General features: G+C 64.9%; 21 protein-coding genes and 2 tRNA genes. 14 read left to right on the top strand and 9 right to left on the bottom strand.

From position 1 onward, the window contains the following. Together Q8S60_RS18290 and Q8S60_RS18285 are read right to left on the bottom strand one after the other, a co-directional pair. Positions 1–183 (bottom strand): AAA-associated domain-containing protein (locus Q8S60_RS18290; protein WP_371134397.1); only part of this gene is annotated, 183 nt, incomplete at its 3' end. A 72-nt stretch (positions 184–255) separates the two neighbouring features. After that, positions 256–330, bottom strand: a tRNA-Asn gene (locus Q8S60_RS18285). A gap of 164 nt (positions 331–494) precedes the next feature. Between Q8S60_RS18285 and Q8S60_RS18280 the strand changes: the two genes are divergently transcribed. After that, positions 495–746 carry a hypothetical protein gene (locus Q8S60_RS18280; protein ID WP_305277938.1) on the top strand — a complete coding sequence of 84 codons (252 nt, stop codon included), beginning with the start codon at positions 495–497 and terminating at the stop codon, positions 744–746. Here the strand turns inward: Q8S60_RS18280 and Q8S60_RS18275 are convergent. Next, the gene (locus tag Q8S60_RS18275) at positions 743–1,774 is read right to left on the bottom strand and encodes a polysaccharide deacetylase family protein (RefSeq protein ID WP_305277937.1); all 1,032 of its coding nucleotides are present in this window, start codon (positions 1,772–1,774) and stop codon (positions 743–745) included. The genes Q8S60_RS18280 and Q8S60_RS18275 overlap by 4 nt on opposite strands. 226 nt (positions 1,775–2,000) lie before the next feature. On the opposite strand from Q8S60_RS18275, the gene Q8S60_RS18270 reads away from it, so the two are divergent. Genes Q8S60_RS18270 through Q8S60_RS18255 form a run of 4 tightly spaced genes read left to right on the top strand, consistent with a single transcriptional unit; the run spans position 2,001 to position 6,873 of the window. Next, entirely contained in the window at positions 2,001–3,284 is a 1,284-nt protein-coding gene (locus Q8S60_RS18270) for a GNAT family N-acetyltransferase (protein ID WP_305277936.1), read from the top strand. Positions 3,285–3,295: 11 nt separating this feature from the next. After that, positions 3,296–4,675 carry a polysaccharide biosynthesis C-terminal domain-containing protein gene (locus Q8S60_RS18265; RefSeq protein ID WP_305277934.1) on the top strand — a complete coding sequence of 460 codons (1,380 nt, stop codon included), beginning with the start codon at positions 3,296–3,298 and terminating at the stop codon, positions 4,673–4,675. A gap of 10 nt (positions 4,676–4,685) precedes the next feature. Continuing rightward, positions 4,686–5,981, top strand: coding sequence for a GNAT family N-acetyltransferase (locus Q8S60_RS18260; RefSeq protein WP_305277933.1), 1,296 nt, complete (start codon positions 4,686–4,688; stop codon positions 5,979–5,981). Continuing rightward, entirely contained in the window at positions 5,965–6,873 is a 909-nt protein-coding gene (locus tag Q8S60_RS18255) for a cupin-like domain-containing protein (protein WP_305277932.1), read from the top strand. Before Q8S60_RS18260 ends, Q8S60_RS18255 begins: the two co-directional genes overlap by 17 nt. A 9-nt stretch (positions 6,874–6,882) precedes the next feature. Here the strand turns inward: Q8S60_RS18255 and Q8S60_RS18250 are convergent, their stop codons facing one another. Further along, complete coding sequence (locus Q8S60_RS18250; protein WP_305277931.1) at positions 6,883–9,099, bottom strand: polysaccharide biosynthesis tyrosine autokinase; 2,217 nt, start codon at positions 9,097–9,099, stop codon at positions 6,883–6,885. Positions 9,100–9,358: 259 nt separating this feature from the next. Here Q8S60_RS18250 and Q8S60_RS18245 point away from each other — a divergent pair, with 259 nt between their 5' ends. The 3 genes from Q8S60_RS18245 to Q8S60_RS18235 are packed head-to-tail and all read left to right on the top strand — an operon-like array spanning position 9,359 to position 12,469. Then, positions 9,359–9,919: a polysaccharide biosynthesis/export family protein gene (locus tag Q8S60_RS18245; RefSeq protein ID WP_305277930.1), complete on the top strand. Its 561-nt coding sequence runs from the start codon at positions 9,359–9,361 to the stop codon at positions 9,917–9,919. Further along, entirely contained in the window at positions 9,919–11,133 is a 1,215-nt protein-coding gene (locus tag Q8S60_RS18240) for a glycosyltransferase (RefSeq protein WP_305277929.1), read from the top strand. Before Q8S60_RS18245 ends, Q8S60_RS18240 begins: the two co-directional genes overlap by 1 nt. Before the next feature lies 1 nt (position 11,134). Then, positions 11,135–12,469 carry an O-antigen ligase gene (locus tag Q8S60_RS18235; RefSeq protein WP_305277928.1) on the top strand — a complete coding sequence of 445 codons (1,335 nt, stop codon included), beginning with the start codon at positions 11,135–11,137 and terminating at the stop codon, positions 12,467–12,469. A 19-nt stretch (positions 12,470–12,488) separates the two neighbouring features. Here Q8S60_RS18235 and Q8S60_RS18230 read toward each other — a convergent pair. Next, positions 12,489–12,562: transfer RNA gene (locus Q8S60_RS18230), tRNA-Cys, on the bottom strand. A 222-nt stretch (positions 12,563–12,784) separates the two neighbouring features. On the opposite strand from Q8S60_RS18230, the gene Q8S60_RS18225 reads away from it, so the two are divergent. The 4 genes from Q8S60_RS18225 to Q8S60_RS18210 all read left to right on the top strand — a co-directional run bounded on the left by Q8S60_RS18225 (position 12,785) and on the right by Q8S60_RS18210 (position 18,681). Then, a complete protein-coding gene (locus Q8S60_RS18225) occupies positions 12,785–13,447 on the top strand; it encodes a protein-L-isoaspartate O-methyltransferase (protein WP_305277927.1) in 663 nt (220 codons plus the stop codon). A 147-nt stretch (positions 13,448–13,594) separates the two neighbouring features. Then, complete coding sequence (locus tag Q8S60_RS18220) at positions 13,595–14,995, top strand: TolC family outer membrane protein (RefSeq protein WP_305277925.1); 1,401 nt, start codon at positions 13,595–13,597, stop codon at positions 14,993–14,995. A gap of 130 nt (positions 14,996–15,125) precedes the next feature. Next, on the top strand, positions 15,126–15,845 hold the full coding sequence (locus tag Q8S60_RS18215) for a DUF2497 domain-containing protein (protein WP_305277924.1): 720 nt from the start codon (positions 15,126–15,128) through the stop codon (positions 15,843–15,845). Positions 15,846–15,951: 106 nt separating this feature from the next. Next, positions 15,952–18,681: a valine--tRNA ligase gene (locus Q8S60_RS18210; protein WP_305277923.1), complete on the top strand. Its 2,730-nt coding sequence runs from the start codon at positions 15,952–15,954 to the stop codon at positions 18,679–18,681. A gap of 62 nt (positions 18,682–18,743) precedes the next feature. Here Q8S60_RS18210 and Q8S60_RS18205 read toward each other — a convergent pair whose 3' ends face one another. The 3 genes from Q8S60_RS18205 to Q8S60_RS18195 all read right to left on the bottom strand — a co-directional run bounded on the left by Q8S60_RS18205 (position 18,744) and on the right by Q8S60_RS18195 (position 20,763). Beyond that, positions 18,744–18,983 carry a hypothetical protein gene (locus tag Q8S60_RS18205; RefSeq protein ID WP_305277922.1) on the bottom strand — a complete coding sequence of 80 codons (240 nt, stop codon included), beginning with the start codon at positions 18,981–18,983 and terminating at the stop codon, positions 18,744–18,746. 164 nt (positions 18,984–19,147) lie between these two features. After that, a complete protein-coding gene (locus Q8S60_RS18200) occupies positions 19,148–19,510 on the bottom strand; it encodes a DUF2852 domain-containing protein (RefSeq protein ID WP_305277921.1) in 363 nt (120 codons plus the stop codon). 167 nt (positions 19,511–19,677) lie between these two features. Beyond that, complete coding sequence (locus tag Q8S60_RS18195) at positions 19,678–20,763, bottom strand: Zn-dependent alcohol dehydrogenase (RefSeq protein ID WP_305277919.1); 1,086 nt, start codon at positions 20,761–20,763, stop codon at positions 19,678–19,680. Positions 20,764–20,981: 218 nt separating this feature from the next. Here Q8S60_RS18195 and ilvD point away from each other — a divergent pair, with 218 nt between their 5' ends. Then, complete coding sequence (gene ilvD, locus Q8S60_RS18190) at positions 20,982–22,712, top strand: dihydroxy-acid dehydratase (RefSeq protein ID WP_305277917.1); 1,731 nt, start codon at positions 20,982–20,984, stop codon at positions 22,710–22,712. Positions 22,713–22,848: 136 nt separating this feature from the next. After that, positions 22,849–23,604: a tetratricopeptide repeat protein gene (locus tag Q8S60_RS18185; RefSeq protein ID WP_305277915.1), complete on the top strand. Its 756-nt coding sequence runs from the start codon at positions 22,849–22,851 to the stop codon at positions 23,602–23,604. 2 nt (positions 23,605–23,606) lie between these two features. Here the strand turns inward: Q8S60_RS18185 and Q8S60_RS18180 are convergent, their stop codons facing one another. Continuing rightward, positions 23,607–23,990: an EthD domain-containing protein gene (locus Q8S60_RS18180; protein ID WP_305277913.1), complete on the bottom strand. Its 384-nt coding sequence runs from the start codon at positions 23,988–23,990 to the stop codon at positions 23,607–23,609. Positions 23,991–24,104 lie beyond the last annotated feature (114 nt).

Genomic DNA, 24,104 nt, shown 5'->3' with positions numbered 1-24,104 from the left:
CGAACGCTTGCCTTCCGGGGGCAGCCGGATGTCTCCCCCGACCAGTTCGGCGAACCGGAGCATCTGAAGCGTTTCGGCGACCGGGAAGAGGTCGTCGATCTCCATTTGCAGCGATGCCGCAATGACGGGAAGGTCGGCCTCGCCGGCGCAGGGTGCACCCGCGACCGCTTCGAGGAGGCCCATGTACCTTGGCGAAGGCGAAGGAGGGATATCGCGCGCGGAAGGGCAGTAGAGCACCTTGGCGCAGAAAGGATATGGCTCCCCGGGCCGGATTCGAACCAGCGACCGATCGGTTAACAGCCGATTGCTCTACCACTGAGCTACCGAGGACCAGGTCGGCGGGGCCACGGGCCCGTGCCGATAAGCGCTGCATATAGCAAAGACATTTAGCCCGTGCCAGAGCAAATGTCTTGTTCTTGCCACCTTTTATGCCTATCTGCCGCTCCGGTTCCGATGCGCGTGGACCGCGGATTCCCACAGAGAAGTAATCGTCTATGGCGGCAGTGCGCTTCGGCGGCAGAAAGATCCATGTTCCGGGTCCGCCCATTCTCAGGATCGTGGTCGGCGTGGTGCTGATTCTCTGCGGCACCGTCGGATTTCTTCCGGTTCTCGGCTTCTGGATGTTGCCGCTCGGCGTGCTGGTCCTCTCGGTGGACCTGCATCCCGTCAGGCGCATGCGCCGCCGTATCGAAGTCTGGTGGGGCCGCCGCCGGCAAAGGCGCCGCCAGCAAGGCAAGGCGCGCTAGTCGATCCCGAGCGACGGCAGCCGCCGTCCCAGCGCGAAGGGCAGGCCGCTCAGCAGCACCTCCAGCATCCGGCGGTCCTGATATTCGCCATTGAGCGACAGTCTCGGCAGGCTCCAGAGCCGGTCCGCATGCGCGGGCTGGATCAGGCCCTTGCGGGTTGTGGTCGCCGAGCGGAAGCCGAGCGACCGCGCGAGTTCGAAGTCGCGCTCGCCCGCGGATCCGTGATCTCCATAAGGATAGGAAAAATGCGTCGGGCGGCGTCCGAGTTCCGCCGTCATGCGTTCGACGCCGCGCTCTATATCCCGCCGCGCATCCGTGGGCGGCAGCCCTGCCTGCGCGAAATGGTCGGCGGTGTGAGCTTCGATGCTGGCCAGCGGATGGGCCGCAAGCGTTCGCACCTCGTCCCAGCTCATCGCCAGTTCCCGTGTCAGTGCTGCCATGTCGATGCCGTGTTCCGCCGCGAGGCGTCGCACTTCGGCGCGCAGCAGCTCTTCCGGCAGGGCGCGCAGTGCCCAGTAAATCCTGTTCCAGGCTTGCGCCTTTTCCGCCGCATCGCGGGTGAACATCGCGATCTCGCCATCCGGCAGTTTCACATGGACGGCAATGGCGGCCGATAGGATGCGCTCCAGCGCCACCCACCAGATTTCGGCATGTCCATCCGGCAGCCCGGTGGTCAGGTAGACCGTGAACGGAACGCCATGCCGTTCGAACACCGGCAGCGCCTCCGTCAGGTTGTCGCGATAGCCGTCGTCGAGCGTGAAGACGGCGAAACGTTTCGAAAAATCCCGGGCCGCGAGCCGCGATACCGCCTCGTCGAGCGTCATGCAGGTGTAGCCCTGCTCGCGGACGGTGGCGATCGTCTCCTCCAGGAAACCGGGTGTGATCTCGAGCAGCCGGTTCGGCGCGAATTCGGCCCCATCGTCCGGCCGCACGCGATGCAGCATGAAGATCGCGCCCACCCCCGCCAGCGATTTCGGCGCGAGGCGGTAGGCGCCGCTTTTGTGCATGGCAAGCAGCGCCCGTCCCATGAGGGAGGGTCTCGGGGCGCCCGCGCGCCGGCCGGCAATGCTGGGTTCATGGTTCATCGTCGTGGATTTTGGCCGATAAAGGTTAATGCGATGCGACCCGGATTGGCGCGGCGCGGTTTGCACGCACCTTGCAACCAAGGGATCAGATGAGGAAGCGGCGTCCAGAATCGGGAACCGGTCGGTCGCGCGCCCTCAGACGAGAACCCCTGTGCAAGGCGAGGCCGCCGTGACATCTACCGTGAACCACCTGACGAGCAAGTTCCAGGATTTTGCCGGCTTTCCGGCGTCGGATCTGGCTGAAAAAGCGCAAGACACCGCGCTTTTCAACCGCGCCAAGGCGCCGAAGCCGGAGGTGCTGGTCTCCATCCACGATGACATCGAGCCCCTGAAGGCAGTCTGGCAGGCGCTGGAGCAGTCCGGCGATTGCACACCGTTCCAGACCTTCGCATGGGTATCCGCCTGGCAGCGCCATATTGGGACGAAGCAGGGCGTGAAGCCGGCGATTGTCGTCGGATGGGACAGTGAGGGCGGTGCGCTTTTCATCATGCCGCTCGGGCTCGAACCCGGCCTTCTCTGCGCCAAGCTGGTCTGGCTCGGCGGCGATCTCTGCGATTATCAGGCACCGCTTCTTTCCCGGGCTTTCTCCCGCCACGTCTCGCCGGCGCAATTTCCCGCGCTCTGGGCGGATATCCGCGAGATTCTGCCGACCCATCACATGGTGACGCTGAGCCGCATGCCGGAGCGGATCGGGGAGCAGGCCAATCCTTTCATGGTGCTGAACGGCCTTCGCCGCCACGCCTCCTCGGCTCATATGACAAAGCTCAACGGCGACTGGGCGTCCTACTATGCCGGAAAGCGGTCGTCGGGCAGCAAGAAGCGCGACAAACAGAAGCGCCGGAAGCTCGAAGAGTTCGGCAATGTTTCCTTCGTCACGCTGGAAACAGACGAGGAGAAGCTCCGCACTCTCGACGTGCTGATGGCGCAGAAGTCGGTCAGCTTTGCGCGGATGGGCGTCGCGAACCTCTTCGACCGTCCCGGCTACCGCGACTTCTACCGCGATCTGGCAGTCAATCCGGAGGCGCGTGGCCTCATCCATGTCGGCCATCTGACAATCGGCGACATGATCGCGGCCGCCAATTGGGGTGTCAGCTTCCGCGGCCGCTACTGCTATGTGCTCGCGAGCTACGATGAAGGCGGCGAGGCCTCGCGCTTCGGGCCCGGCATGGCGCAGCTCATGGAACTGATGGCGCACGCGGCGGGCGCCGGCCACACCGAATTCGACTTCACGATCGGCGACGAAGCCTACAAGGAGCAGTGGTGCGAGGTTGAAATCACGCTTTTCGACCTGGTCGAGCCCAACACCCTCATCGGCTGGATCGAGCTCGGGCCCCGGATCGCCGGTCTCCAGGCTAAACGATTCATCAAGCAGACCCCGGTACTTTGGCACTGGTTTACCCGGCTGCGCGCGGCAATGGGTGGTCTTTCCGTCGCGCGTACCTTCCGGGCCTGAGGGCGCTTGCTATGAAACCTGACACGCTGCCGCGACCGCTGAGGCGGATCGGCGAGGCGATCTCGTCACGGCTCGGAGATGCTCATCTCGCGGGCGTGGTGCGTGGCGCCGCGTTCGTCATGGGCATCCGCGTGGCGGGCGCCGCCATTGCGCTCCTCAGCCAGGTTCTGCTCGCGCGCTGGATGGGCGCCTTCGAATACGGGATCTTCGCCTATGTCTGGGTCTGGGTCGTGATCCTCGGCATCGTCGTGCCGATGGGCTTCGGCACCTCGGTGCTGCGCTTCGTGCCGGAATACCGGACCAAGGAACGCTGGCGGCGGCTAGCCGGCGTGTTGCGCGCCTCGACGCTCGTCGTGCTGGCGCTCGGCATCGCCACCGCGCTCATCGGCGTGGCGCTGCTCTGGCTCCTGCGCGATCACGTCGAGAGCTATTATTTCCTGCCGCTCGTCGTGGCGCTCATCTGCGTTCCCGCCTTCGCATTGACCGACTGGCAGGAAGGCGCGGCGCGTGCTTTCGGCTGGGTCAACCTCGCCTATATCCCGTCCTACATCGTTCGCCCGCTTGCCATTGTCGTCGTTGCGGGCGGCATCGTGTTTTTCACCGGCGGAGCAACCGGCCTGCAGGTCACCATCGGCGCGCTCGCCGCGACGCTGCTCACCATGCTCGCACAGCGCCTGTTCCTGTCTCGGCGCGTGGCGCGCGCCGTGCCGGCCGCGCGGCCCGTCTTTCACCTCCGCCACTGGATCGTCCTTTCGGCGCCGCTGGTGCTGGTCGAGGGGCTCTTCCTCGTTCTCGTCAACACCGACATCGTGCTGCTCGGTTATTTCGTCGACCCGGACAAGATCGGCGTCTATTTCGCGGCCACGCGCATCGCGAACCTTATGGCTTTCATCTGCTTCTCGCTTTCCGCGCTCGCGGTACCGAAATTCGCCGAGCTCCACGGCGCGGGCAAGCGCGGCGAGCTCCAGACCTTCATGCACGGCGTCATCCAGTGGATATTCTGGCCGACGCTCGCGGCAGGCGTCTTCCTGCTCCTGATCGGCCAGTTCGCGCTCAATCTTTTCGGCGACGGTTTCGACGCGGGCTATCCGCTGCTCTGGCTGTTGATGCTCGGCTTCCTTGCGCGCGCCTCCACGGGGCCGACCGAATATCTCCTCAACATGACGGGCAACCAGAACGCGGTCGCGTGGACCTACGGCGCCGCTGCCGTCGGCAATGTCCTTCTCAACGTCGCGCTCGTGCCCGCTTTCGGGCTCATGGGGGCGGCGGCGGCCACCGCCATCTCCATCGTCGGTTCGACCGCCTGGCTCGCGGTCATCGTGCGCCGCCGTCTCGGCATCACCGCCTTCGTTTTCGCCGGCGCGCCGCGCCCGTCGCTTGCTGCCGCGTGAAAGGAACTTCATGACCGGTCTTCACCACCATTCGTTCATACCCCGCTTTCCGCGAGTTGCCGCGGGCACGGAGGAGACTGAACTTTCGGTCGAGACATTGAGCCACGCGGCACGTTATCTCTATGGCCGCCCGCCCAGCGCGGACGTCGTTGTGCTTGAAAGCGCCGATGCGCTGGCGCCCTATCGCGAGCAGATCGATGCACTGGCGGCTGCCTCCACCGATACGAACACCCAGTTCGAAAGCGTGACGCTTGCGGCGGCAATGGAAAACCTGGCGGGCGGCGCTTCGGTCCGTGTCGCGCTTCTGTGGAGCGATCCCGCCGCCGGCGGCTCGCGCGTGCTCATCGGCCTCGTTCCCTACCGGGTATCGCGCGGCTTTTACGGCCTGCCCATGCCGGTCTGGCGGGTATGGGAGCATATTCACAGCTATATCTCGACACCGCTTCTTCGCGCGGGCTACGAGCAGCTCGCGGTGCGCCGCTTTCTCGCGCTCGCAGACAGGTCCGGCGCGGCGCTCGTCCAGTTCCCGAATTTCGAGGCCGAAGGCGCATTCGCCAGGGCGCTTCAGGAGGTCGTCGAGCAGCAGCACCGCGTGTGCCGCGAGACGGACCGCCATGAGCGCGCCTTCCTCCAGTCCGATCTCGACGAGAACGCCTATCTCGCCGCCCATATGCGCAAGAAGAAGCGCAAGGAATACAACCGGCTCTGGAATCGTCTTGCCGAAACTGGCGATCTCAGGTTCGAGACGCATGACGGCGGCGCGGATGTGAACGGCTGGGTCCGCAAGTTCCTTCGGCTGGAGGCGCGCGGCTGGAAGGGAAAACGCGGCACCGCCATGAACGTGCGGCCGAACGAGCGCGCCTATTTCGAGAATATCTGTGCCGGCGCCGCAAGGGAGGGCAAGCTTCATTGCTCCGAGCTGACGCTCGACGGAAAGCCGCTGGCGATGCTCGCGAGTTTCAGGGCCGGCGCGGGCGTCTACACATTCAAGATCGCATTCGACGAAAGCTATTCGAAATATTCACCTGGCGCGCTTTTGATGATGAAGGCCATCGGTGCCTTCCTTGGCGACGGGCGCACGGCGTGGGTCGATTCCTGCGCCATCCCCAATCATCCGATGATCGACCACATTTGGGCGCAGCGCCGCGCCATGCGCAGCGTGCTCGTCTCGTCGGGCGGCCCGTTCAGCGCGCAATGCGTTTCCTATGCCGCTGCCATCATGCGCCTCGCCGACGCGGCGCGCTCGAAGCTGCGGGTTCTCTATGCAAGGGTCCGAAAGGAGATGGATCATGACGACGCTCATTGAGATCGAACGAGGCACCGTTACGGAGCCGATGCCGCTGAAGACATTCCGCGTCGCGCATCGTCTCGCCGACCATCCGCTTTTCGCGCTCGACCGGCTCGCCCGTCTCGCCGGCTCGCTGCCGGCCGACCGGGTCGAATTCAACGGGCCCGTCGCGCCGAACCAGGATCCGGGTCTTACGCCGTCGAACGGTCTCACGCCCGAGGAAACGGTTCGCCGTATCGAGCAATCGAAATCATGGATGGTTCTCAAGAACGTCGAGTCCGATCCGGAATACAAGGCGCTTCTCGATGCCTGTCTCGATCAGGTCGCGGAGCAGACCGGCGGCCTGATGGGCGGCGCGCGGCAGCGGCAGGCCTTCATCTTCGTCACGTCGCCGGGCAATGTGACGCCTTATCATTCGGACCCGGAACTGAACTTCCTGCTTCAGGTGCGCGGTTCCAAACGCATGTCGCTCTTCGATCATCGCGACCGCGACGTCGTCAGCGCGGAAAACACCGAGCTCTTTCCCGGCAAGCATCGCAACCTGCCTTACGAGGACGGCTTCGAGGCAAAGGCGACGCATCAGCACATATCGCCGGGCGAAGGCATCTTCGTGCCGATCTTCGATCCGCACTGGGTGCAGAACGGCGATGCCGTGTCGATTTCCTTCTCGATCACATGGCACACGGAAGAAACGGAGCGCCTCGTGAAGCTCTCCTATGTCAATGCGGTTCTGAGGAAGTTCGGCTGGCCGCAGCAGGATGCCGGTACGCACGAGACCTGGGAGGATGTGAAGGTCGCCGCTTACGATATTCTTCGTCCGGCTTACGATGCGGTGAAGCGGCTCGTCGGCGACCGGCGGAAGGCGTTGGCGATCTTTTTCGGCCGCAAGGCCGCGCCGGCGGCGGGTTGATCCGCCGGCCTATCGCGCCGCAATGGCGGGCCGGGCCGTGTGGGGCGGATATTCGTTGAGCCCCTCGACGCCGTAACGGCGGTAACGCTTGAGGTTTACCCGCGTCAGCAGGATGCCGACACGGCGGCTGCTTGCCGCCGAGAGCAGCTTCAGTGCGCGCGCCACGATGCGGCGGTTGGTTCCCGACCATTTCACCACGAGCACGGTCACATCCGCGATCTTCGCCAGCACCTGCGCGTCGGCAGCGGCCATGGCGGCGGGTGAATCGATGATGACGTAGTCGTAGGTCTGCTGAAGCGCATTCAGTACCCAGAGCATTTGCGAAGACGCGAGCGCGGCCGTCGGATTGGGTACCGGCGTTCCGGCCTGGATAACATGGGCGTAGCTTGCATTGTCCTGACGGATCACATGCTGGAAGGCGGCGCGTCCGACCAGCAGGTCCGAAAGGCCCGGCAGGCGCCGTGCCCCGAGCGCCTCATGGAGCGAGGGATCGCGCAGGTCGGCGTCGATGATGATGGTGCGGTAGCCGCCCATGGCGAAGACGCGGGCGAGGCTTGCCGCCGTCGAGGTCTTGCCTTCGCCTGCGATGGCGGAAGTGACGAGTACGGTGCGCGCGCGGCGGTCGCCGACGCGGGCGAGCAGCACATTGCCCTGCAATGCGCGGATCGCTTCCGCGTAAAGCCCGGCCGGGTCGCGCACGATGTCGAGCGCGGGGTAGGCCGTGCCTTTCTGCGTTTCGAGTTCGGGCACGAGGCCGAGGAACGGCATTCCGGTGGCGCGCTCGACCTGATCTCCGGCGCGGAAGCCGCGCGAGAAGACCTCGATCATGAAGGCGACGAGGAAAGAGAAGATGAGCCCGGCAATCGCCGCCAGCATCAGTGCGGATTTCATGCGCGGAAATGTCGGCTCGCTCGGCTGCTGTGCGCGCGAGACGATGCGTGCATTCGCCGCCTGACCGTCCGCTTCCGAACGCGCATTCGCTTCCTGGTAGCGGCGGAGGAAGGATTCAAGAAGAGCACGGTTCGTGTCCGCATCGCGCTGCAGCGCCCGCAGCTTCACTTCATCCTGGTTGAGTTCGCCCATGCGGCGTTGCAGACGGGTGAGGCTGGCGCGCAGCGAATTCACGCGCGCTCCGGCCACGCGGGCCTCGTTTTCGAGCGCGTCGATGATCTTGCGCACTTCCTTTTCGATCTGGAAGCCGAGATCTGCGAGGTTCGCCTGCGCTTCCTGCATCTTTGGATGCGTCGGCAGAAGCGCTTCCGACATCTGTGCGATCTGCGCCCGCAGCGCGACTTCCTGCTGGCGGAGGTTCTGGATCAGCGGCGACTGCAGCACTTCGGCGGCCGAGTTGACGGCATTGCCGGAAGCGAGCAGTTCGCGTGCGTTGCCGAGCTTCGCCTGCGCGGCGGCCCGGTCGGCTTCCGCGACCGAAAGCTGGCTGTTGAGATCGGTCAGCTGCTGCTGCGGCAGCGTCGAGCCATTGGTGAGGAAGAGGCCGGACCTGGTGCGGAACGCTTCGACCGCGGCTTCAGACTCCTGCACTTTCGCCCGCAGCTCGGTGATCTGTTCGGCGAGCCACTTGGTCGCGTCGCTGTTGACGCCCGCCCTCTGCTCGATCTGCTGTGCGATATAAAGTTCCGCCAGGCGGTTCGGCACGATGGCTGCCATGCGGGGATCGGGGGAGGTGAAGACGATCGCGATCACGCGCGAACTCGTCTTCTGGTAGACCTCGAGCCGCGACAGGACGACATCGGTGATTTCCTCGATGTCGGTCGGCGGCTGCCGGTCGCGGATGCCGAAGGCGACGGCGATACGGCCAAAAAAGCCCGGCGCGTGCAGCGCGGGGTTGAATTCGGGATTGGCGGCGAGCCCCAGATCGGTGATGAGCCGCGCCACCAGCGGGCGCGACGTCAGCACCTGGATCTCGCTTTGCAGCGTTTCGGTGTCGGGCAGCGAAGGTGTGTTTTCGGCGTCGAAGGTCGATATCTCGCCGGCGCGTGGCGACAGCATGATGCGCGTCTCGACCGTATAGGTCGGCACCACGGTCATCAGCCAGATGACGGCCACGGCCATGAAACCCGCGAATGTGCAGGCGATGATTTCCTTGCGCGCCCAGATGCCGCGCAGAACTTCCCAGGGCGAAATGTCGCCAATGGCATTCTCGTCCTGTGCCGGCCTGCGCCGGTCGCCGAAGGAGACCATGGGATTGATAGGAGTATCGGTCATGCGTTCCGCTCGCAGGTGCCGTCCTTGCCCGCGCCAGACATCGCGAGGCGCACGGGGACACCACGTCCAAAATCAGTCTGCAGTAGACGTCTTTTAGGTAACGGAAGACTTAACGCGGTCCGGTCTCCGGGGGCCGGGCGCCGGGAATAGCCGTGGTTTTCGCTGTGCGTGAGCGAGAGCTCATCGTTGAAGTTGCCGAAATATTAACCCTTCCGGCGTTAGCCTCTGTTCCGGAAATCCCGGTAAGAGAGTCAGTCGAATGAACGCCCGTCTCGCACTCGTCTTGATGGTCATTTGCGCCTTTGCCGCCGGCTGCGCGCAGCGCGGCCTGATCGCGGAGCGCCCGGTCGTCCCGGAAAGCGAAGTCTATCGCCTCGATACGGGCGACCAGCTCCGCATCGTCGTATTCGGACAGGGCGACCTCAGCGGTGAATTCACGGTGGACGGTACCGGCGCGATCTCGATGCCGTTGCTGCCGCCTCTCGTTGCGCGCGGGCTGACGACGGACGAGTTCGAGCAGGCCGTCGCCGCCGAGCTCGGTCAGAAGCTGCTGCGCAATCCGAATGTCAGCGTCCAGGTGACGCAGTTCCGCCCGTTTTTCATTCTCGGCGAGGTTCAGCGCGCCGGACAATATCCCTTCGTGAGCGGCATGACGGTGCAGAGCGCGGCGGCCATCGCCGGCGGCTTCACCTATCGCGCGGATGCCGACCGCGTGAAGATCACGCGCAATCGCGGCGACCGGATCGTCGAACTCGGCGTCGACAGCAATGCGCCGGTCATGCCGGGCGATACCATCCTCATCAAGGAGCGGTACTTCTGATGCCATCCTCTCCGGATAGCGGCGGTCATCCCGCGGCGCGCAAGGTGCTCCATGTCATGCGGCTGCCGATGGGCGGCCTCTTCCGTCATGTTCGCGATCTCGTCGCGGGCCAGCAGGCGGCGGGCATCGCGGCGGGTGTCGTTTGCGCCGAGCCGCCGGATGACGGCGTTTCCGCGAAGCGGCTTGCCGAACTCGCGCCGAAATGCGGCCTCGGCCTTCATGTCATACCGATGTCGCGGCTGCCGGGTGTGGGCGATGCCGCCAATATCCGCGAAGTCGCGGCACTGACCGACTGGCTGAAGCCCGACATCGTTCACGGCCATGGCGCCAAGGGCGGCTTGCTCGCCCGTTTCGCGCCGCGCGGGGACCGCGCCGTCCGCGTCTACACGCCGCATGGCGGTTCGCTGCACTACAAGGCGTCGAGTCCGCAGGGCTTCGCCTATCTCGCCGCCGAACGCCTGATGCGGCGCTGGACCGACGGTCTCATCTTCGAATCGGAATTCAGCCGCGCCGCCTATCTGGCTAAGGTTGGCCGTCCAGGGGCGCCCACCGCCGTCATTCACAACGGATTGACGGAAGAAGAATTCCTGCCGGTTCCGCATGGCGACGCCGCCGCGGATTTCCTCTTCATCGGTGAACTGCGGATGCTGAAGGGCGTTTCGACGCTCATCGAGGCCGCGTCGATGCTGCCGCGTCCGGTCCGCATCCGCGTCGTCGGCGCCGGTCCCGACCGGGCCCGTTTCGAGGCTATGGCGAAGGCCGCCGGTCCGGCCGTCAGGTTCGAATTCACGGGCGCGATGCCCGCGCGCGATGCGTTCCGGCTCGGCCGCGTCGTCGTGATGCCGTCATGGAACGAGTCGCTGCCTTACGTCGCGCTCGAAGCCGCCGCCGCAGGGCTGCCGCTCATCGCAACGCGTGTCGGCGGCATGGCGGAAATCTTCGGGCCCGACGCGACATCTCTCATCCCGCCGCAGGATGCCGCGGCGCTTGCCGCCGCGATGACGGCCGCCCTTGCCGATCCCGAGCGGACGGCCGTTTCCGCCGTCCGCCTGCGGACGCGCGTCATGGCGCATTTCTCGGCGCGACTGATGGTCGAGGGGGTGAACGGTTTCTACGACCGGCTCATCGAGACGAGGAAGGCGCGTCTTGTAGCCCGTTCGGGTCATCCCCCGGTGCCTCGGGCCACGCCCGGCCTGACGGGTGCGGGGCAATAGCGTGGACGGCTGGCAGATCGACAGCGGTGCCTCGGCCTCGCGGGGTGCGTCGCACCGCTCCGCCGCCTCGCGTCTCGGCGAGGGGCTCGTCTTTCTCGTTCTGCTGACCAGTTTCTATGTGAAGTCGGAGCAGGGGCAGGACCAGCCCACGCCCTACGACATGCTGATGGTCGCCACCGTCGGCCTTCTCTTTCTCTTCGGGTTGAGGTTGCCGCGCGGGCTCGGCTGGCCGGCCGCGCTCTGGGGCCTCGTCGTCATCGGCTACGGCATCGGCGCCATGGACGCGTTCTATCTCGACAAGGTCAAGCCGTCGCTGACGGTGACGGTCTACCTCGTCGGCACCTTTCTCTTTTTCGCTTCCTTCGTCTATGCCGATCCGGCGCGGCGGCTCGGACAGCTCTTCTGGGCCTATACGATCGCGGCCTCGGTGGTGGCGGCTCTCGGTGTCGGCGCCTATTTCGGTGTGCTGCCCGGTTCGGAGGCCTTCCTCACCTTCGGCCGCGCCACCGGCACTTTCAACGATCCGAACGTGTTCGGTCCCTTCCTGGTCGCGCCCATTCTCTTTCTCGGGCTGCAGTTGAGCCAGGCCCGCTCGTTCCGCGCGCTCTGGATGGCGGCGCCGCTCGGCCTTCTGGTGCTCGGGCTTCTGCTCAGCTTCTCGCGCGGCGCGTGGGGCAACCTGCTGCTCTCCGGCATTCTTTTCTTCGGCCTGACGCTCGCCACTTCGCGCTCGTCACGGCAGACGTTGCGCCTGATCGGCTTCGGCGCGCTGGCGGCTCTCCTGCTGGTGGCGGTCGTCGGCGTGGCGCTGTCGAGCCCCAAGGTCTCGGCACTCTTCACCGAGCGCGCGTCGCTGACGCAGGATTACGATATCGATCCGCAGCAAGGCCGCTTCGAAAGCCAGGCCCGCGCGTTCCAGATGGCGCTCGACAAGCCGCTCGGCATCGGTCCGGCGCAATGGGCCATGATCAACAATCTCGACACGCATAACGTCTATCTGCATATCCTCGTCGCGGGCGGCTTCCTGTCGGGGCTCTCCTTCATCGCCCTCCTGCTGGTGACGGCGGTGCGGGGCTGGCGCGCGATCGCGGTCGAGACGCCGTCGCAGGGGCTCCTGATCGTCGTCTATGCGGCCTTCATCGGCCATATCGCCGAGGCCACCATTATCGACATCGACAACTGGCGTCACTTCTATCTGCTGCTGGGGATGCTCTGGGGGGCGCTGCTGGCGGCGGAGGGACAGGGCGCCGCGCGGCGCCCGTTCGCCCTGCCGCGCGCGGGAGGGGCGCCCGACGGTTTCGGCGCCTGGGCGTCCAGCGGACGCTGGACGCACTGACGCGCAAATCGGGAATGTTTGGAGGCCACGCCCGGAATCGAACCGGGGTGCACGGATTTGCAGTCCGCTGCGTAACCACTCCGCCACGTGGCCGTTTCCCTTCCGGCACGAGCCGGGTAGGGCGGGCGGGGTATAGCAATTCCGCCGTCCGGGTACAACGATCATTAAGGCCGCCGGATTTCCGGGCCGTTAACGGCCCGTGTGACAGCGCTTTCATCAACCGGTGAATTGAGTTTAGGCCGCCGGGCCAGTATAAACGCGCCGGGAACCTTCCCCCTCGCACATCATCCCCGGGACAGCCCCTTAGGACAGCTCATGACCGATTTTGCCGCCGCCCGTCTCAACATGGTCGAAAGCCAGGTGCGCATCAACGCGGTGACGGACCGGCGCGTGATCGACGCCATCTCGGCGGTGCCGCGCGAGCGCTTCGTGCCGTCGTCGCGTCAGGGCATCGCCTATATGGACGAGGACATCCGCATTGCCGACGGCAACCCGCCGCGCTTCCTGATGGAGCCGCGCGTCTTCGCGAAGCTGGCGCAGCTTGCCGAAATCGGGCCCGAGGACCTCGTCCTCGATGTCGGCTGCGGCACCGGCTATTCGACGGCCGTGCTCGCGCGTATCGCCGGCACCGTGGTCGGGCTCGAATGCGACGAAGATCTCGCGGCGCGCGCGGGCGCGTCGCTGTCCGATCTCGGCGTCGACAATGCCGTCGTTCTGTGCGGCCCGCTCAACGAAGGCTGCGCCAAGCAGGCGCCCTATGACGTGATCTTCGTCAACGGCATGATCGGTTCGGTTCCGGAAGCATTGCAGAATCAGCTTCGCGACAATGGCCGCCTCGTCGCCGTGGTGGGCGACGGTACCTCCGGCCGCGCGCGGCTTTACATGCGCTCCGGCGAGGCGGTCAGCGGCCGCGACGCCTTCGACGCCAATATCCGCTTCCTGCCGGGCTTCGAGCCGATGGAGAGCTTTGTTTTCTGAGAAGTGATGGCACTTTGCATCTATTCCAGACAATTCTTCGGCCCTCTGGCAATAGTAATTCTCTCTTCCTACCTTTAGCCTGCCGAAGACTGGTTCACAGCGGAAGCGTTGAGGGACGAAGCCGCCTCTTTACGAGAGCAACGATAAATGAAGCGACCCGAAAAAACGTCCCTGACCCGAGCGATCTCGTTCGCACTCGGCACGACCGCCCTCACAACGGGCTTTCTTGCCGCAGCTCCCGCTTCCGCGGAAAGCCTCATCGAGGCCCTGTCCGCGGCCTATGAAACCAACCCGACCCTCCAGGCGCAACGCGCGCAGTTGCGGGCGACGGACGAACAGGTGCCGCGGGCGCTGTCCGGCTGGCGGCCCAATCTGCAGGCGCAGGGCTCCTACGGTGTCACCAGCACCGATACGACGCTCAACAGCGGCATCAGCTCGCGCGACGATCTCCGTCCTCTTTCCGGCGCGGTCACGCTCAGCCAGAACCTCTTTGCCGGCGGCCGCACCGTCAACGCGACCGATCAGGCCGAAGCCTCCGTGCAGTCCGGCCGCCAGTCGCTGCTGAGCGTCGAGCAGTCGACGCTTCTCAACGCCGTGCAGGCCTATATGAACGTCATCCGCGACGAAGGCGTGGTTGAGCTCAATCGCAACAACGTCGAAGTGCTGAAGCGTCAGCTCGATGCGACGACGGACCGGTTCCGCGTCGGCGAGTTGACCCGCACCGACACCGCGCAGTCGGAAGCCCGCCTCAGCCTGGCCCGCTCCAATCTCATTGCCGCCGAAGCGCAGCTCACCGCGAGCCGCGCCTTCTATCAGCGTGTCGTCGGCCAGATGCCGGGCACGCTCGAAAAGGCCGTTCGTCTCGAAGGGCTTCCCGCGACCGAGGACGAGGCCCGCGCCTTCGCCGAGCAGAACAATCCGGCGCTGATGTCGGCGCGTTACGCGGAAGAAGCGAGCCGGGAGGCGATCAGCGTCGCGAAGGGCGCGCTGCTGCCGACCTTCGACGTGCAGGCCCAGTACCAATACGGCCGCGACCCGTCGACCACCATCCGCGATGTCGAGGAAAGCTCGCTGCTCGGCGTGCTCACGATTCCGCTCTACCAGAGCGGCGCCGAATATTCGCAGGTGCGCGAGGCGAAGGAACTCAACAACCGCAGCCGGCTCCAGATTTATGCCGTGCAGCGCGAGGTGGACGAGGCGGTGCGGAATGCCTGGGAACAGCTCCGGGCGAGCCGCGCCAGCATCACCTCCACCACCGAACAGGTGAACGCCAGCAACATCGCCCTTGAAGGCGTGCGGCAGGAATCCGAGGTCGGTGCCCGCACCACGCTCGACGTACTCGACGCCGAGCAGGAGCTGCTGAATGCCCGCGTGGCGCTGGTCAGCGCCGAAAGGGATCTCGCGGTTGCCGAATACGGCCTCCTTGCCGCGATGGGCCAGCTCACGGCGCGCGATCTCGAATTGCCCGTCGCGTATTACGATCCGACGGTGAATTATGGCGAGGTCCGCAACAAGTGGATCGGTTTCGGCACCGCTGGCGACGAATAGCCTCATCCGGCGCGAGAGAAATTAAGGGGAAGTTGGCAAATTCGTTCAACTTCTCCTAAGGTTCTCTTGTTATTTATAGGGCTCTGGCAGCGCGGGGGTGCGCTGGACTCGAAGGTGGGCGGTACGACGGATGAGCAATCAAGGCCAGGCACAGGAACCGACGATGGAGGAGATTCTCGCCTCCATCCGGCGGATCATTTCGGAGGACAGCGGGACCGATGAGGCCGCGCCTGCGTCCGAAGCGGCCGCGCCGCCGCCTGCGCCTGAACCCGCATTCGAACCCGAGCCCGAGCCGGAACCCGTCGAGGACGACATTCTGGAACTCACCGAGGCCCTGCCCGAGGAACCGGCACCGCAGCCGGCGCCCGCCGCGGCCATGCCTGCATCCGATTTCGACGAGGACGACATCCAGTTCGCCGAGCCGGAGCCCGAGCCCGAGCCGGTCGCGGAGGCCGAACCGGCCTATGAGCCGCTTCCCGAGCCCGCGCCCGTCTACGAGCCGGAACCGGCGCCCGCGCCGGCGGTTGCCACGGGTATCGCCCCGCACCCCGCCCCGGTCGTGGAAGAAGAACCCGAAACCGCCTTTGAGGAGCCTGTCATGAGTGCCGATTCGGCCCCGAGCAAAGCTTCCCCGCTGCTGTCGAGCGACACCGAATCCGCGGCATCGGCCGCCTTCGGCGCGCTGGCGAGCTCTCTCATGACCTCGTCGGGCGGCTCACGCACGCTGGACGAGCTTGTCGGCGACCTGCTTCGCCCGATGCTCAAGGAATGGCTCGACGAAAACCTGCCCTCGCTGGTCGAGCGGCTGGTCGCCGAGGAAATCGAGCGGGTAGCGCGGCGTAAAGGCTGACGCCCCCTCTCGCTTCATCGTCTCCAATGCTTGATAGGGTGGCGCGGCCTGTGTAACACAGGCGCAGCGCCGCCCTTTTTTGCGCGCTTTTCCACGGATAAATCTCATGCTCGACAAGACCTTCGACCCGCAGGACGCCGAAGCCCGGCTTTACAAGCTCTGGGAGGAAAGCGGCGCTTTCCAGGCCGGCGACCCCGCGCGGGTAGAGGCGGGCGCCAAGCCCTATTGCATCGTCATCCCGCCGCCCAACGTCACCGGCAGCCTCCATATGGGCCATGCGCTCAACAACACGCTGCAGGACGTGCTGATCCGCTTCGAGCGGATGCGCGGCAAGGACGTGCTCTGGCAGCCGGGCCTCGACCATGCCGGCATCGCGACGCAGATGATCGTCGAGCGTCAGCTTGAAGGCGAGGGCAATGTCCGCCGCCGCGACATGGGCCGCGACGCCTTCATCGAGCGCGTCTGGAAGTGGAAGGGCGAGAGCGGCGGCACCATCATCGGCCAGCTTCGCCGCCTCGGCGCGTCCTGCGACTGGAGCCGCGAGCGTTTCACACTGGATGACGGCCTCTCGAAAGCCGTACTGAAGGTCTTCGTGGAGCTTTACCGCGAAGGCCTCATCTATCGCGACAAGCGCCTCGTCAACTGGCACCCGGAACTCCAGACCGCCGTCTCCGATCTCGAAGTCGAGAACATCGAGGTCAAAGGGCATTTCTGGCATTTCCGCTATCCGCTCGCGGACGGCGTCACCTATGAGTGGCCGCTCTTCGACGAGGAGGGAAATCCCGCCGGCAGCGAGACGCGCAATTACATCGTCGTCGCCACCACGCGTCCCGAGACAATGCTGGGCGACACCGGCGTCGCCGTGAACCCGGAAGACGAGCGCTACAAGTCCCTTATCGGCAAGTTCGTGGAACTGCCGCTTGTCGGCCGCCGCATCCCGATCGTCGGCGACGAACATGCGGACCCGGAGCAGGGTTCCGGTGCCGTCAAGATCACGCCCGCGCATGACTTCAACGACTTCGAGGTCGGCAAGCGGCAGGGGCTCGAGCAGATCAACATTCTCAATCCCGACGGCAAGCTTAACGACGAGGTGCCGGAGCCTTATCGCGGCATGGACCGTTTCAAGGCGCGGAAGAAAGTTGTCGAGGACATCGAGGCGCTCGGCCTTCTCGACCGCATCGAGGACAAGATCGTTATGGTTCCGCATGACGAGAAATCCAAGATGGTCGTCATCGAGCCCTATCTCACCGACCAGTGGTATGTCGACGCGGCGACGCTGGCGAAGCCCGCCATAGACGCGGTCGAGCGCGGCGAAACCGTCTTCGTGCCGAAGAACTGGGAAAAGACCTACTTCGAATGGATGCGCAACATCCAGCCCTGGTGCATCTCGCGCCAGCTCTGGTGGGGCCATCGCATTCCGGCGTGGTACGGGCCGGACGGTCACGTCTTCGTCGCCTACAGCGATGAAGAGGCCGCCGCCGAAGCCGGGAAGCACTACGGCAAATCTGTCGAACTCACGCGCGACGAAGACGTCCTCGACACCTGGTTCTCCTCCGGTCTCTGGCCGTTCTCGACGCTCGGCTGGCCGGACAAGACGCCGGAACTCGCGCGCTATTACAAGACCGACGTGCTCGTCACCGGCTTCGACATCATCTTCTTCTGGGTCGCCCGCATGATGATGATGGGTCTGCACTTCATGCAGGAAGTGCCGTTCCACACCGTCTATATCCATGCGCTGGTCCGCGACGAGAAGGGCCAGAAGATGTCGAAGACGAAGGGCAACGTCATCGACCCGCTGAAACTCATCGACGAGTACGGCGCCGACGCGCTGCGCTTCACGCTGGCCGCGATGGCCGCGCAGGGCCGCGACATCAAGCTCGCGACCTCCCGTGTCGAAGGCTACCGCAATTTCGGCACCAAGCTCTGGAACGCCGCGCGCTTCTGCGAGATGAACGAATGCGCCCGCGTCGAGGGTTTCGACCCCGCGAAACTCAACCAGACGGTCAACAAGTGGATCGTCGGCGAGGTCGCGCGCACCGCCGCCGAAATCACCGAAGCCATCGAAGCCTACCGCTTCAACGACGCGGCGAACGCAGCCTACAAGTTCGTCTGGAACGTCTTCTGCGACTGGTATCTCGAATTCATCAAGCCGCTGCTGATGGGCGACAATGAGGAAGCGAAAGCCGAAACTCGCGCCACCGCCGCCTGGGTGCTCGACCAGATATTGCTGATGCTCCATCCCTTCATGCCCTTCGTCACCGAAGAGCTCTGGCAGCGCACGGGCGAGGTTGGTCCGAAGCGCGAGACGCTGCTCGTCAAGGCGGCATGGCCGCTTCACACAGGCCTCGGCGATGCCGCGGCCGACAGGGAGATGGACTGGGTGATCCGCTTCATCACCGAAATCCGTTCCGTCCGTGCCGAGATGAATGTGCCGGCCGGCGCGAAGATCGCGCTCCTCATCAAGGATGCGAGCGCCGAAAGCCTCGCCCGCTTCGAGCGCCACCGCGATCTCATCATGCGCCTCGCGCGCCTCGAAAGTGCCGTGACGACGACATCCGTTCCCGAAGGCGCGCTGCAACTCGTGCTGGACGAGGCAACGCTGATCCTGCCGCTCGCCAGCCTCATCGACGTCGCCGCCGAAACCGCGCGTCTCCGCAAGGAACTCGGCAAGCTTGAGGACGAGGTGAAGAAGATCGACGCGAAACTCGGCAATGCCAAGTTTTTGGCGGGCGCGCCGGAACAGGTCGTCGAGGAGCAGCGCGAACGCAAGGCCGACGCGCAAGCCGCGATGGCGAAGTTCAACGAGGCGTTGAAGCGGCTCGCGGGCGCTGTCTGAGAACAACTGTCATCCCGGCTTTCGCCGGGATGACATCTACGGGTAGGGCTTCCCGCGTTCCTCTACCCCCGCAGCAACGCGCCCCATATCATCAGCGCCAGGGCGACGCCGCCGATGATGGCGATTGCGGGAATGCCGAAGAGGTTGAGCAGGAAGAAATAGGTGAAGGTGCCGCCCAGCAATCCCACCGCGATCCACAGCACGGTGATGCCGAGCCACAGCAATACCGGCAGCAGGATCACGAGAACGATCACGCAGAGGATGAGCACGATAGGGTCGAGTGCTACGATGTATTCGTTCACGGCATTTTTCTTCTTGTTTCCGAGGGTTCCATTCCTCTGAGTAACGTCCGGCGCCGCCGCGCGTTCCCTGCCGCTGCCGTATAGCGCTCACGCTTTTGTGACTCTGAAACACGAAAGGCGGCCCGCTGCCGGGCCGCCTACCGAATCATCCGTTGCGCGGAGCCTTACGCGGCGGGCGCATCGCCCTGCGTGCGGCGTTCGTTCATGAACTGGTCGAATTCCTGCTGGTCCTTGGCGCGGCGCAGGCGCTCCATGAAGTCGCCGAAAGCCTTCTGCTCTTCCTCCAGCTTTTTCAGCATGTCGTCCCGGTAGCTGTCGAAGGCGGTATTGCCGCTCGACTGGCGATGACGGCGAAAGTTCGATGCGCAGCCGCGCATGCCGTCGCGTTTCCATCCCTGCATTTTTCCGCTCCAGATCATGTAGAAGAGAAGGGCGAGCCCGATCGGCCAGAAGACGATGAAGCCGATCACCATCATGGCAATCCATGCGCCTTTCGGCAGGTCGTCCAGCATTGCGGCGGTGGGCATCGAGGGGTCCTCCCAGAGGGTTCCAATTGAACACAGATGACAGGTGGATATGCCGGGCGGCTGCGTCAAGGCGCCGCATGCCGATTTTCTGCCAAAGCCGCATGGCTTTCGGCCAAACGAAAAAGGCGGCCCGGAGGCCGCCTTTTCCTTGTCCGCAAAACCTTCGCTCAGGCGTCGAACATGATGACCGAGCGGGCCAGTTCGCCGCGCTTCAACTCGTCGAAGGCTTCGTTCACCTGTTCGAGCTTGATGCGGCGCGAAATCATTTCGTCGAGCTTCAGCTTGCCGGCCATGTAGAAGTCGACAAGGCGCGGCATGTCGACGGGGAAGCGGTTCGAGCCCATCAGCGAACCCTGGATCTTCTTCTCGCCGAGGAAGTCCGCGCCGTGCAGTTCGATGTTCACGCCGACGGGGATCATGCCGATGATGTTCGCCGTGCCGCCGCGCGCCAGCATGCGGAAGGCCTGTTCCGTCGTCGCCTTGAGGCCGATCGCCTCGAAGGAGTGGTGCACGCCGCCATTGGTCAGGTCCATCACCTGCTTCACCGGGTCGCCGTCCTTTGCGTTGACGACGTCGGTCGCGCCGAATTCCTTGGCGAGGTTCAACTTCGAGCCCTGCATGTCGATGGCGATGATGCGGCCCGCGCCCGCGATGGCGGCGCCGTTGATCGCCGCGAGGCCGACGCCGCCGCAGCCGATCACGGCAACGGTCTCGCCGGGCCTTACATTCGATGTATGGATCACCGCACCCACGCCCGTCGTCACCGAGCAGCCGATCAGCGCCGCGCGGTCCAGCGGCATGTCTTTCCGGATCGCCACGCAGGCATGTTCGTGGATCAGCATCTGTTCGGCGAAGGAGGAGAGGTTGAGGAACTGGTTCATCGAACCGTCGTCCTTCGCAAGGCGCGGCTCCTCGCCCGCCTGCCGCTTCGTCTCGGGGCTCACGCAGCGCGACATGTGGCCCGTCAGGCAATGTTCGCAATGGCCGCAAAAGGCCGAGAGGCAGGTTATGACATGGTCGCCCGGCTTCACGGTGTGGACCTCGGAGCCGACCTGCTCCACCACGCCCGCGCTCTCATGGCCGAGCACGGCCGGGAGCGGGTAGGGGTAAGAGCCTTCCACGAAATGGAGGTCCGAATGGCAGACGCCCGCCGCCACGGTGCGGATCAGCACCTCATGGGGGCCGGGCTTGTTGATTTTCACGTCTTCGATGGTGAGCGGCTGGCGCACCTGGCGCAGAACGGCGGCTTTCATGGCGATTTCTCCCTGTGTCCGGATTATATGGTTGGGTGATTTCCGGTTGCCTGGATGTTCTCCCGCCTGCATCGCGGGGTCAACACGGTGATTTCGCGACTCCCTCGCGAAAACCGGCGGCTTTGGGGCTTTATCCCCGGCGGCCTTCCCCCTAGTATCCGGCCAACTTTCATCCCGACAAGCCGGAGGCGCCCTCGTTAAAAAGGGGCGCGAGTCACATGGACGCCAAGACATTCGATAAATCGAAACTGCCGAGCCGCCACGTCACGGTCGGGCCGGAGCGCGCGCCGCACCGGTCCTACTATTATGCGATGGGCCTCACCGAGGAAGAGATCGCCCAGCCCTTCGTCGGCGTGGCGACCTGCTGGAACGAGGCGGCGCCCTGCAACATCGCGCTGATGCGTCAGGCGCAGTCGGTGAAGCGCGGCGTCTCGATGTCGAACGGCACACCCCGCGAATTCTGCACCATCACGGTGACGGACGGCATCGCCATGGGCCACCAGGGCATGAAATCCTCGCTCGCCAGCCGCGACGTGATCGCGGATTCGGTCGAGCTCACCATGCGCGGCCATTGCTACGACGCGCTGGTCGGCCTTGCCGGTTGCGACAAGTCGCTGCCGGGCATGATGATGTCGATGGTTCGTCTCAACGTGCCCTCGGTCTTCATGTATGGCGGCTCGATCCTGCCGGGCCATTTCAAAGGCAAGGACGTCACCGTTGTCGACGTCTTCGAGGCGGTCGGCCAGCATTCGGCGGGCAACATGGGAGACGAGGAGCTGCACGCGCTCGAATGCGTCGCCTGTCCCTCCGCCGGCGCCTGCGGCGGCCAGTTCACGGCCAACACAATGGCTTGCGTCTCCGAAGCCATGGGTCTCGCGCTGCCCGGTTCCGCCGGCGCGCCCGCGCCCTATGAGAGCCGCGACGAATATGCGGAAGCCTCGGGCCGTGCCGTCATGCACCTGCTCGCGAACAACATCCGCCCGCGCGACATCGTCACGCGCAAGGCGCTCGAAAATGCCGCCGTCATCGTTGCCGCGACCGGCGGCTCGACCAATGGCGGGCTTCATCTCCCGGCCATCGCGCATGAAGCGGGCATCGATTTCGACCTGATGGAAGTCGCCGAAATCTTCAAGAAGACGCCCTACATCACCGACTTGAAGCCCGGCGGCAATTACGTCGCGAAGGATCTCTACGAGGCGGGCGGCGTCTCGATGGTCCTCAAGGTCCTGCTCGACGGCGGCTATCTCCACGGCGATTGCCTCACCGTCACGGGCCAGTCGCTCGCCGACAACCTCAAGGACGTGAAGTTCAATCCGGACCAGAAGGTCGTCTATCCGCTGTCCAACCCGCTGTCGCCCACAGGCGGCGTCGTCGGCCTGCAAGGCTCGCTCGCACCGGACGGCGCCATCGTCAAGGTCGCGGGCATGGAGAAGGATCATCTCCGGTTCTCCGGTCCGGCGCGCTGCTTCGACAGCGAGGAGGAATGCTTCGAGGCGGTCGACAAACGTCAGTACAAGGAAGGTGAGGTTCTCGTCATCCGCTATGAGGGTCCGAAGGGCGGCCCCGGCATGCGCGAAATGCTCTCCACCACCGCCGCGCTTTACGGCCAGGGCATGGGCGACAAGGTCGCCCTCATCACCGACGGACGCTTTTCCGGCGGCACGCGCGGCTTCTGCATCGGCCATGTCGGCCCGGAAGCCGCTGTCGGCGGTCCGATCGCGCTGATCGAGGATGGCGACATCATCACCATCGACGCGGAGAAGGGCACCATCGACCTCGAGGTCGACGAGGCCGTGCTTGCCAAGCGCCGCGCCGCCTGGAAGCCCCGCGAGACCATGTACGCCTCCGGCGCGCTCTGGAAATACGCCCAGCTCGTCGGCACCGCCCGCAAGGGCGCCGTCACCCATCCTGGCGGCAAGGCCGAGAAGCATGTCTATGCGGATATTTGATCGAACACGCTGACTTCCCACCCTCCCCCAAGGGGAGGGTGGTAGGCCGCAGGATATGGGCGTTACTCCATCCGGCCATGACGCCGCCCTCTTTTTCCGGCACACTGGCCAATCCCGTGGTTCTCCTGAGGACGTCATGACCGCCCGCAAAAGTCTCGCCATGCTCGCCGCCGCGCTCGGATTGAGTTTCTCCGTCGTCGGCGGCGTCTTCGCCGACCCCTTGCCGGAAACGCAGGCCGCCTTCGATCGCGGCGTCGCGGCCTATCGCTCGGGCAATGCCGAGGGCGCGGTCGATGAATGGAAGGAAGCAGCCGAAGGCGGGCACACGGGCGCCGCCTGGCTCCTCGGCAATCTCTACGACAAGGGCGCCGGCGGCGTCGCGCAGTCGGATGCGAAGGCCTATGAATATTACCTGCAGGCCGCGCGCGGGGGCCAGCCGGAAGCCGCCGTCCGTCTCGGCGTCATCTATCTCAACGGCAACGAGGCGATCGGCCTCAAGCGCAACTATGCGCAGGCGCTGAAATCCTTCGAGGCCGCCTCGCTCGCGCCCCGCGCCGACGCGCAATATTATCTCGGCATCATGCACCGCAATGGCTGGGGCACGGCGGTCGACCGCACGGAGAGCCTGCGCTGGCTCATCCTCGCCGCAAAGAAGCGCTATGCGCCCGCCTTCACGGAACTCGGCCGCATATATATCGAAGGCGAGGGCGTCGAGAAGGACCGGGTCGAAGGCTGGAGTTACTTCCTCCTCGCCAACCGCTTCGGCACGCCGGAACAGAGCGCCGAAGCCGATGCGCTGAAGGACAAATACAAGGGCTGGATGAAGCGCGGCGAAACCGAAAAGGCCCGCGACATGGCCGACGCCTGGGTCTCCGCCCATGGCGGGGCGTGAGGCTACCCGAACACCACTTTCTCCTCGCCGAACCAGAGCGGCGACTTCGTGAAGTCGATGAATTTCGCCTCGTCCTCATAGAGCTGCCGCCCGGCCTCGGTGCCTTCGGGCGAGGCCAGCGCGGCGGCGAGGTCCTCGGCGCTCTCCCACCAGAGCTGCGCCACGCCGTCATAGATCGCGGGTGCCTTGTCGAGCCCGCCGCCTCGCGCCTCGCGGATGCCGTCGCTCAAATGCGCTTCCCATGAATGCATCTGCACATAGCGTTTGATGCGCAAGGCGCCGCGATGGCTCGCCACCAGCGGCGCGTGCTTGTTCCACCAGTAATCCTGAAATTCGGCGAGCGTGAGCGCCGGCAGGCGGGTCAGGCAGAAGGTGAGCTTGATCATGGATGTGTTTCCCTGCTGTTTGTTCTTGTGATCTGATTCCTGCTACGCAAGAGTCTGCGCCGCCGCCGATTGAATATAAAGATGTCATCCCGGCGCCTGTCCCGGCGAAAGCCG

The organism is Parvibaculum sp. (assembly GCF_030694575.1).
Taxonomy (GTDB): domain Bacteria; phylum Pseudomonadota; class Alphaproteobacteria; order Parvibaculales; family Parvibaculaceae; genus Parvibaculum.
This window is presented reverse-complemented; position numbering and strand designations above follow the sequence as displayed.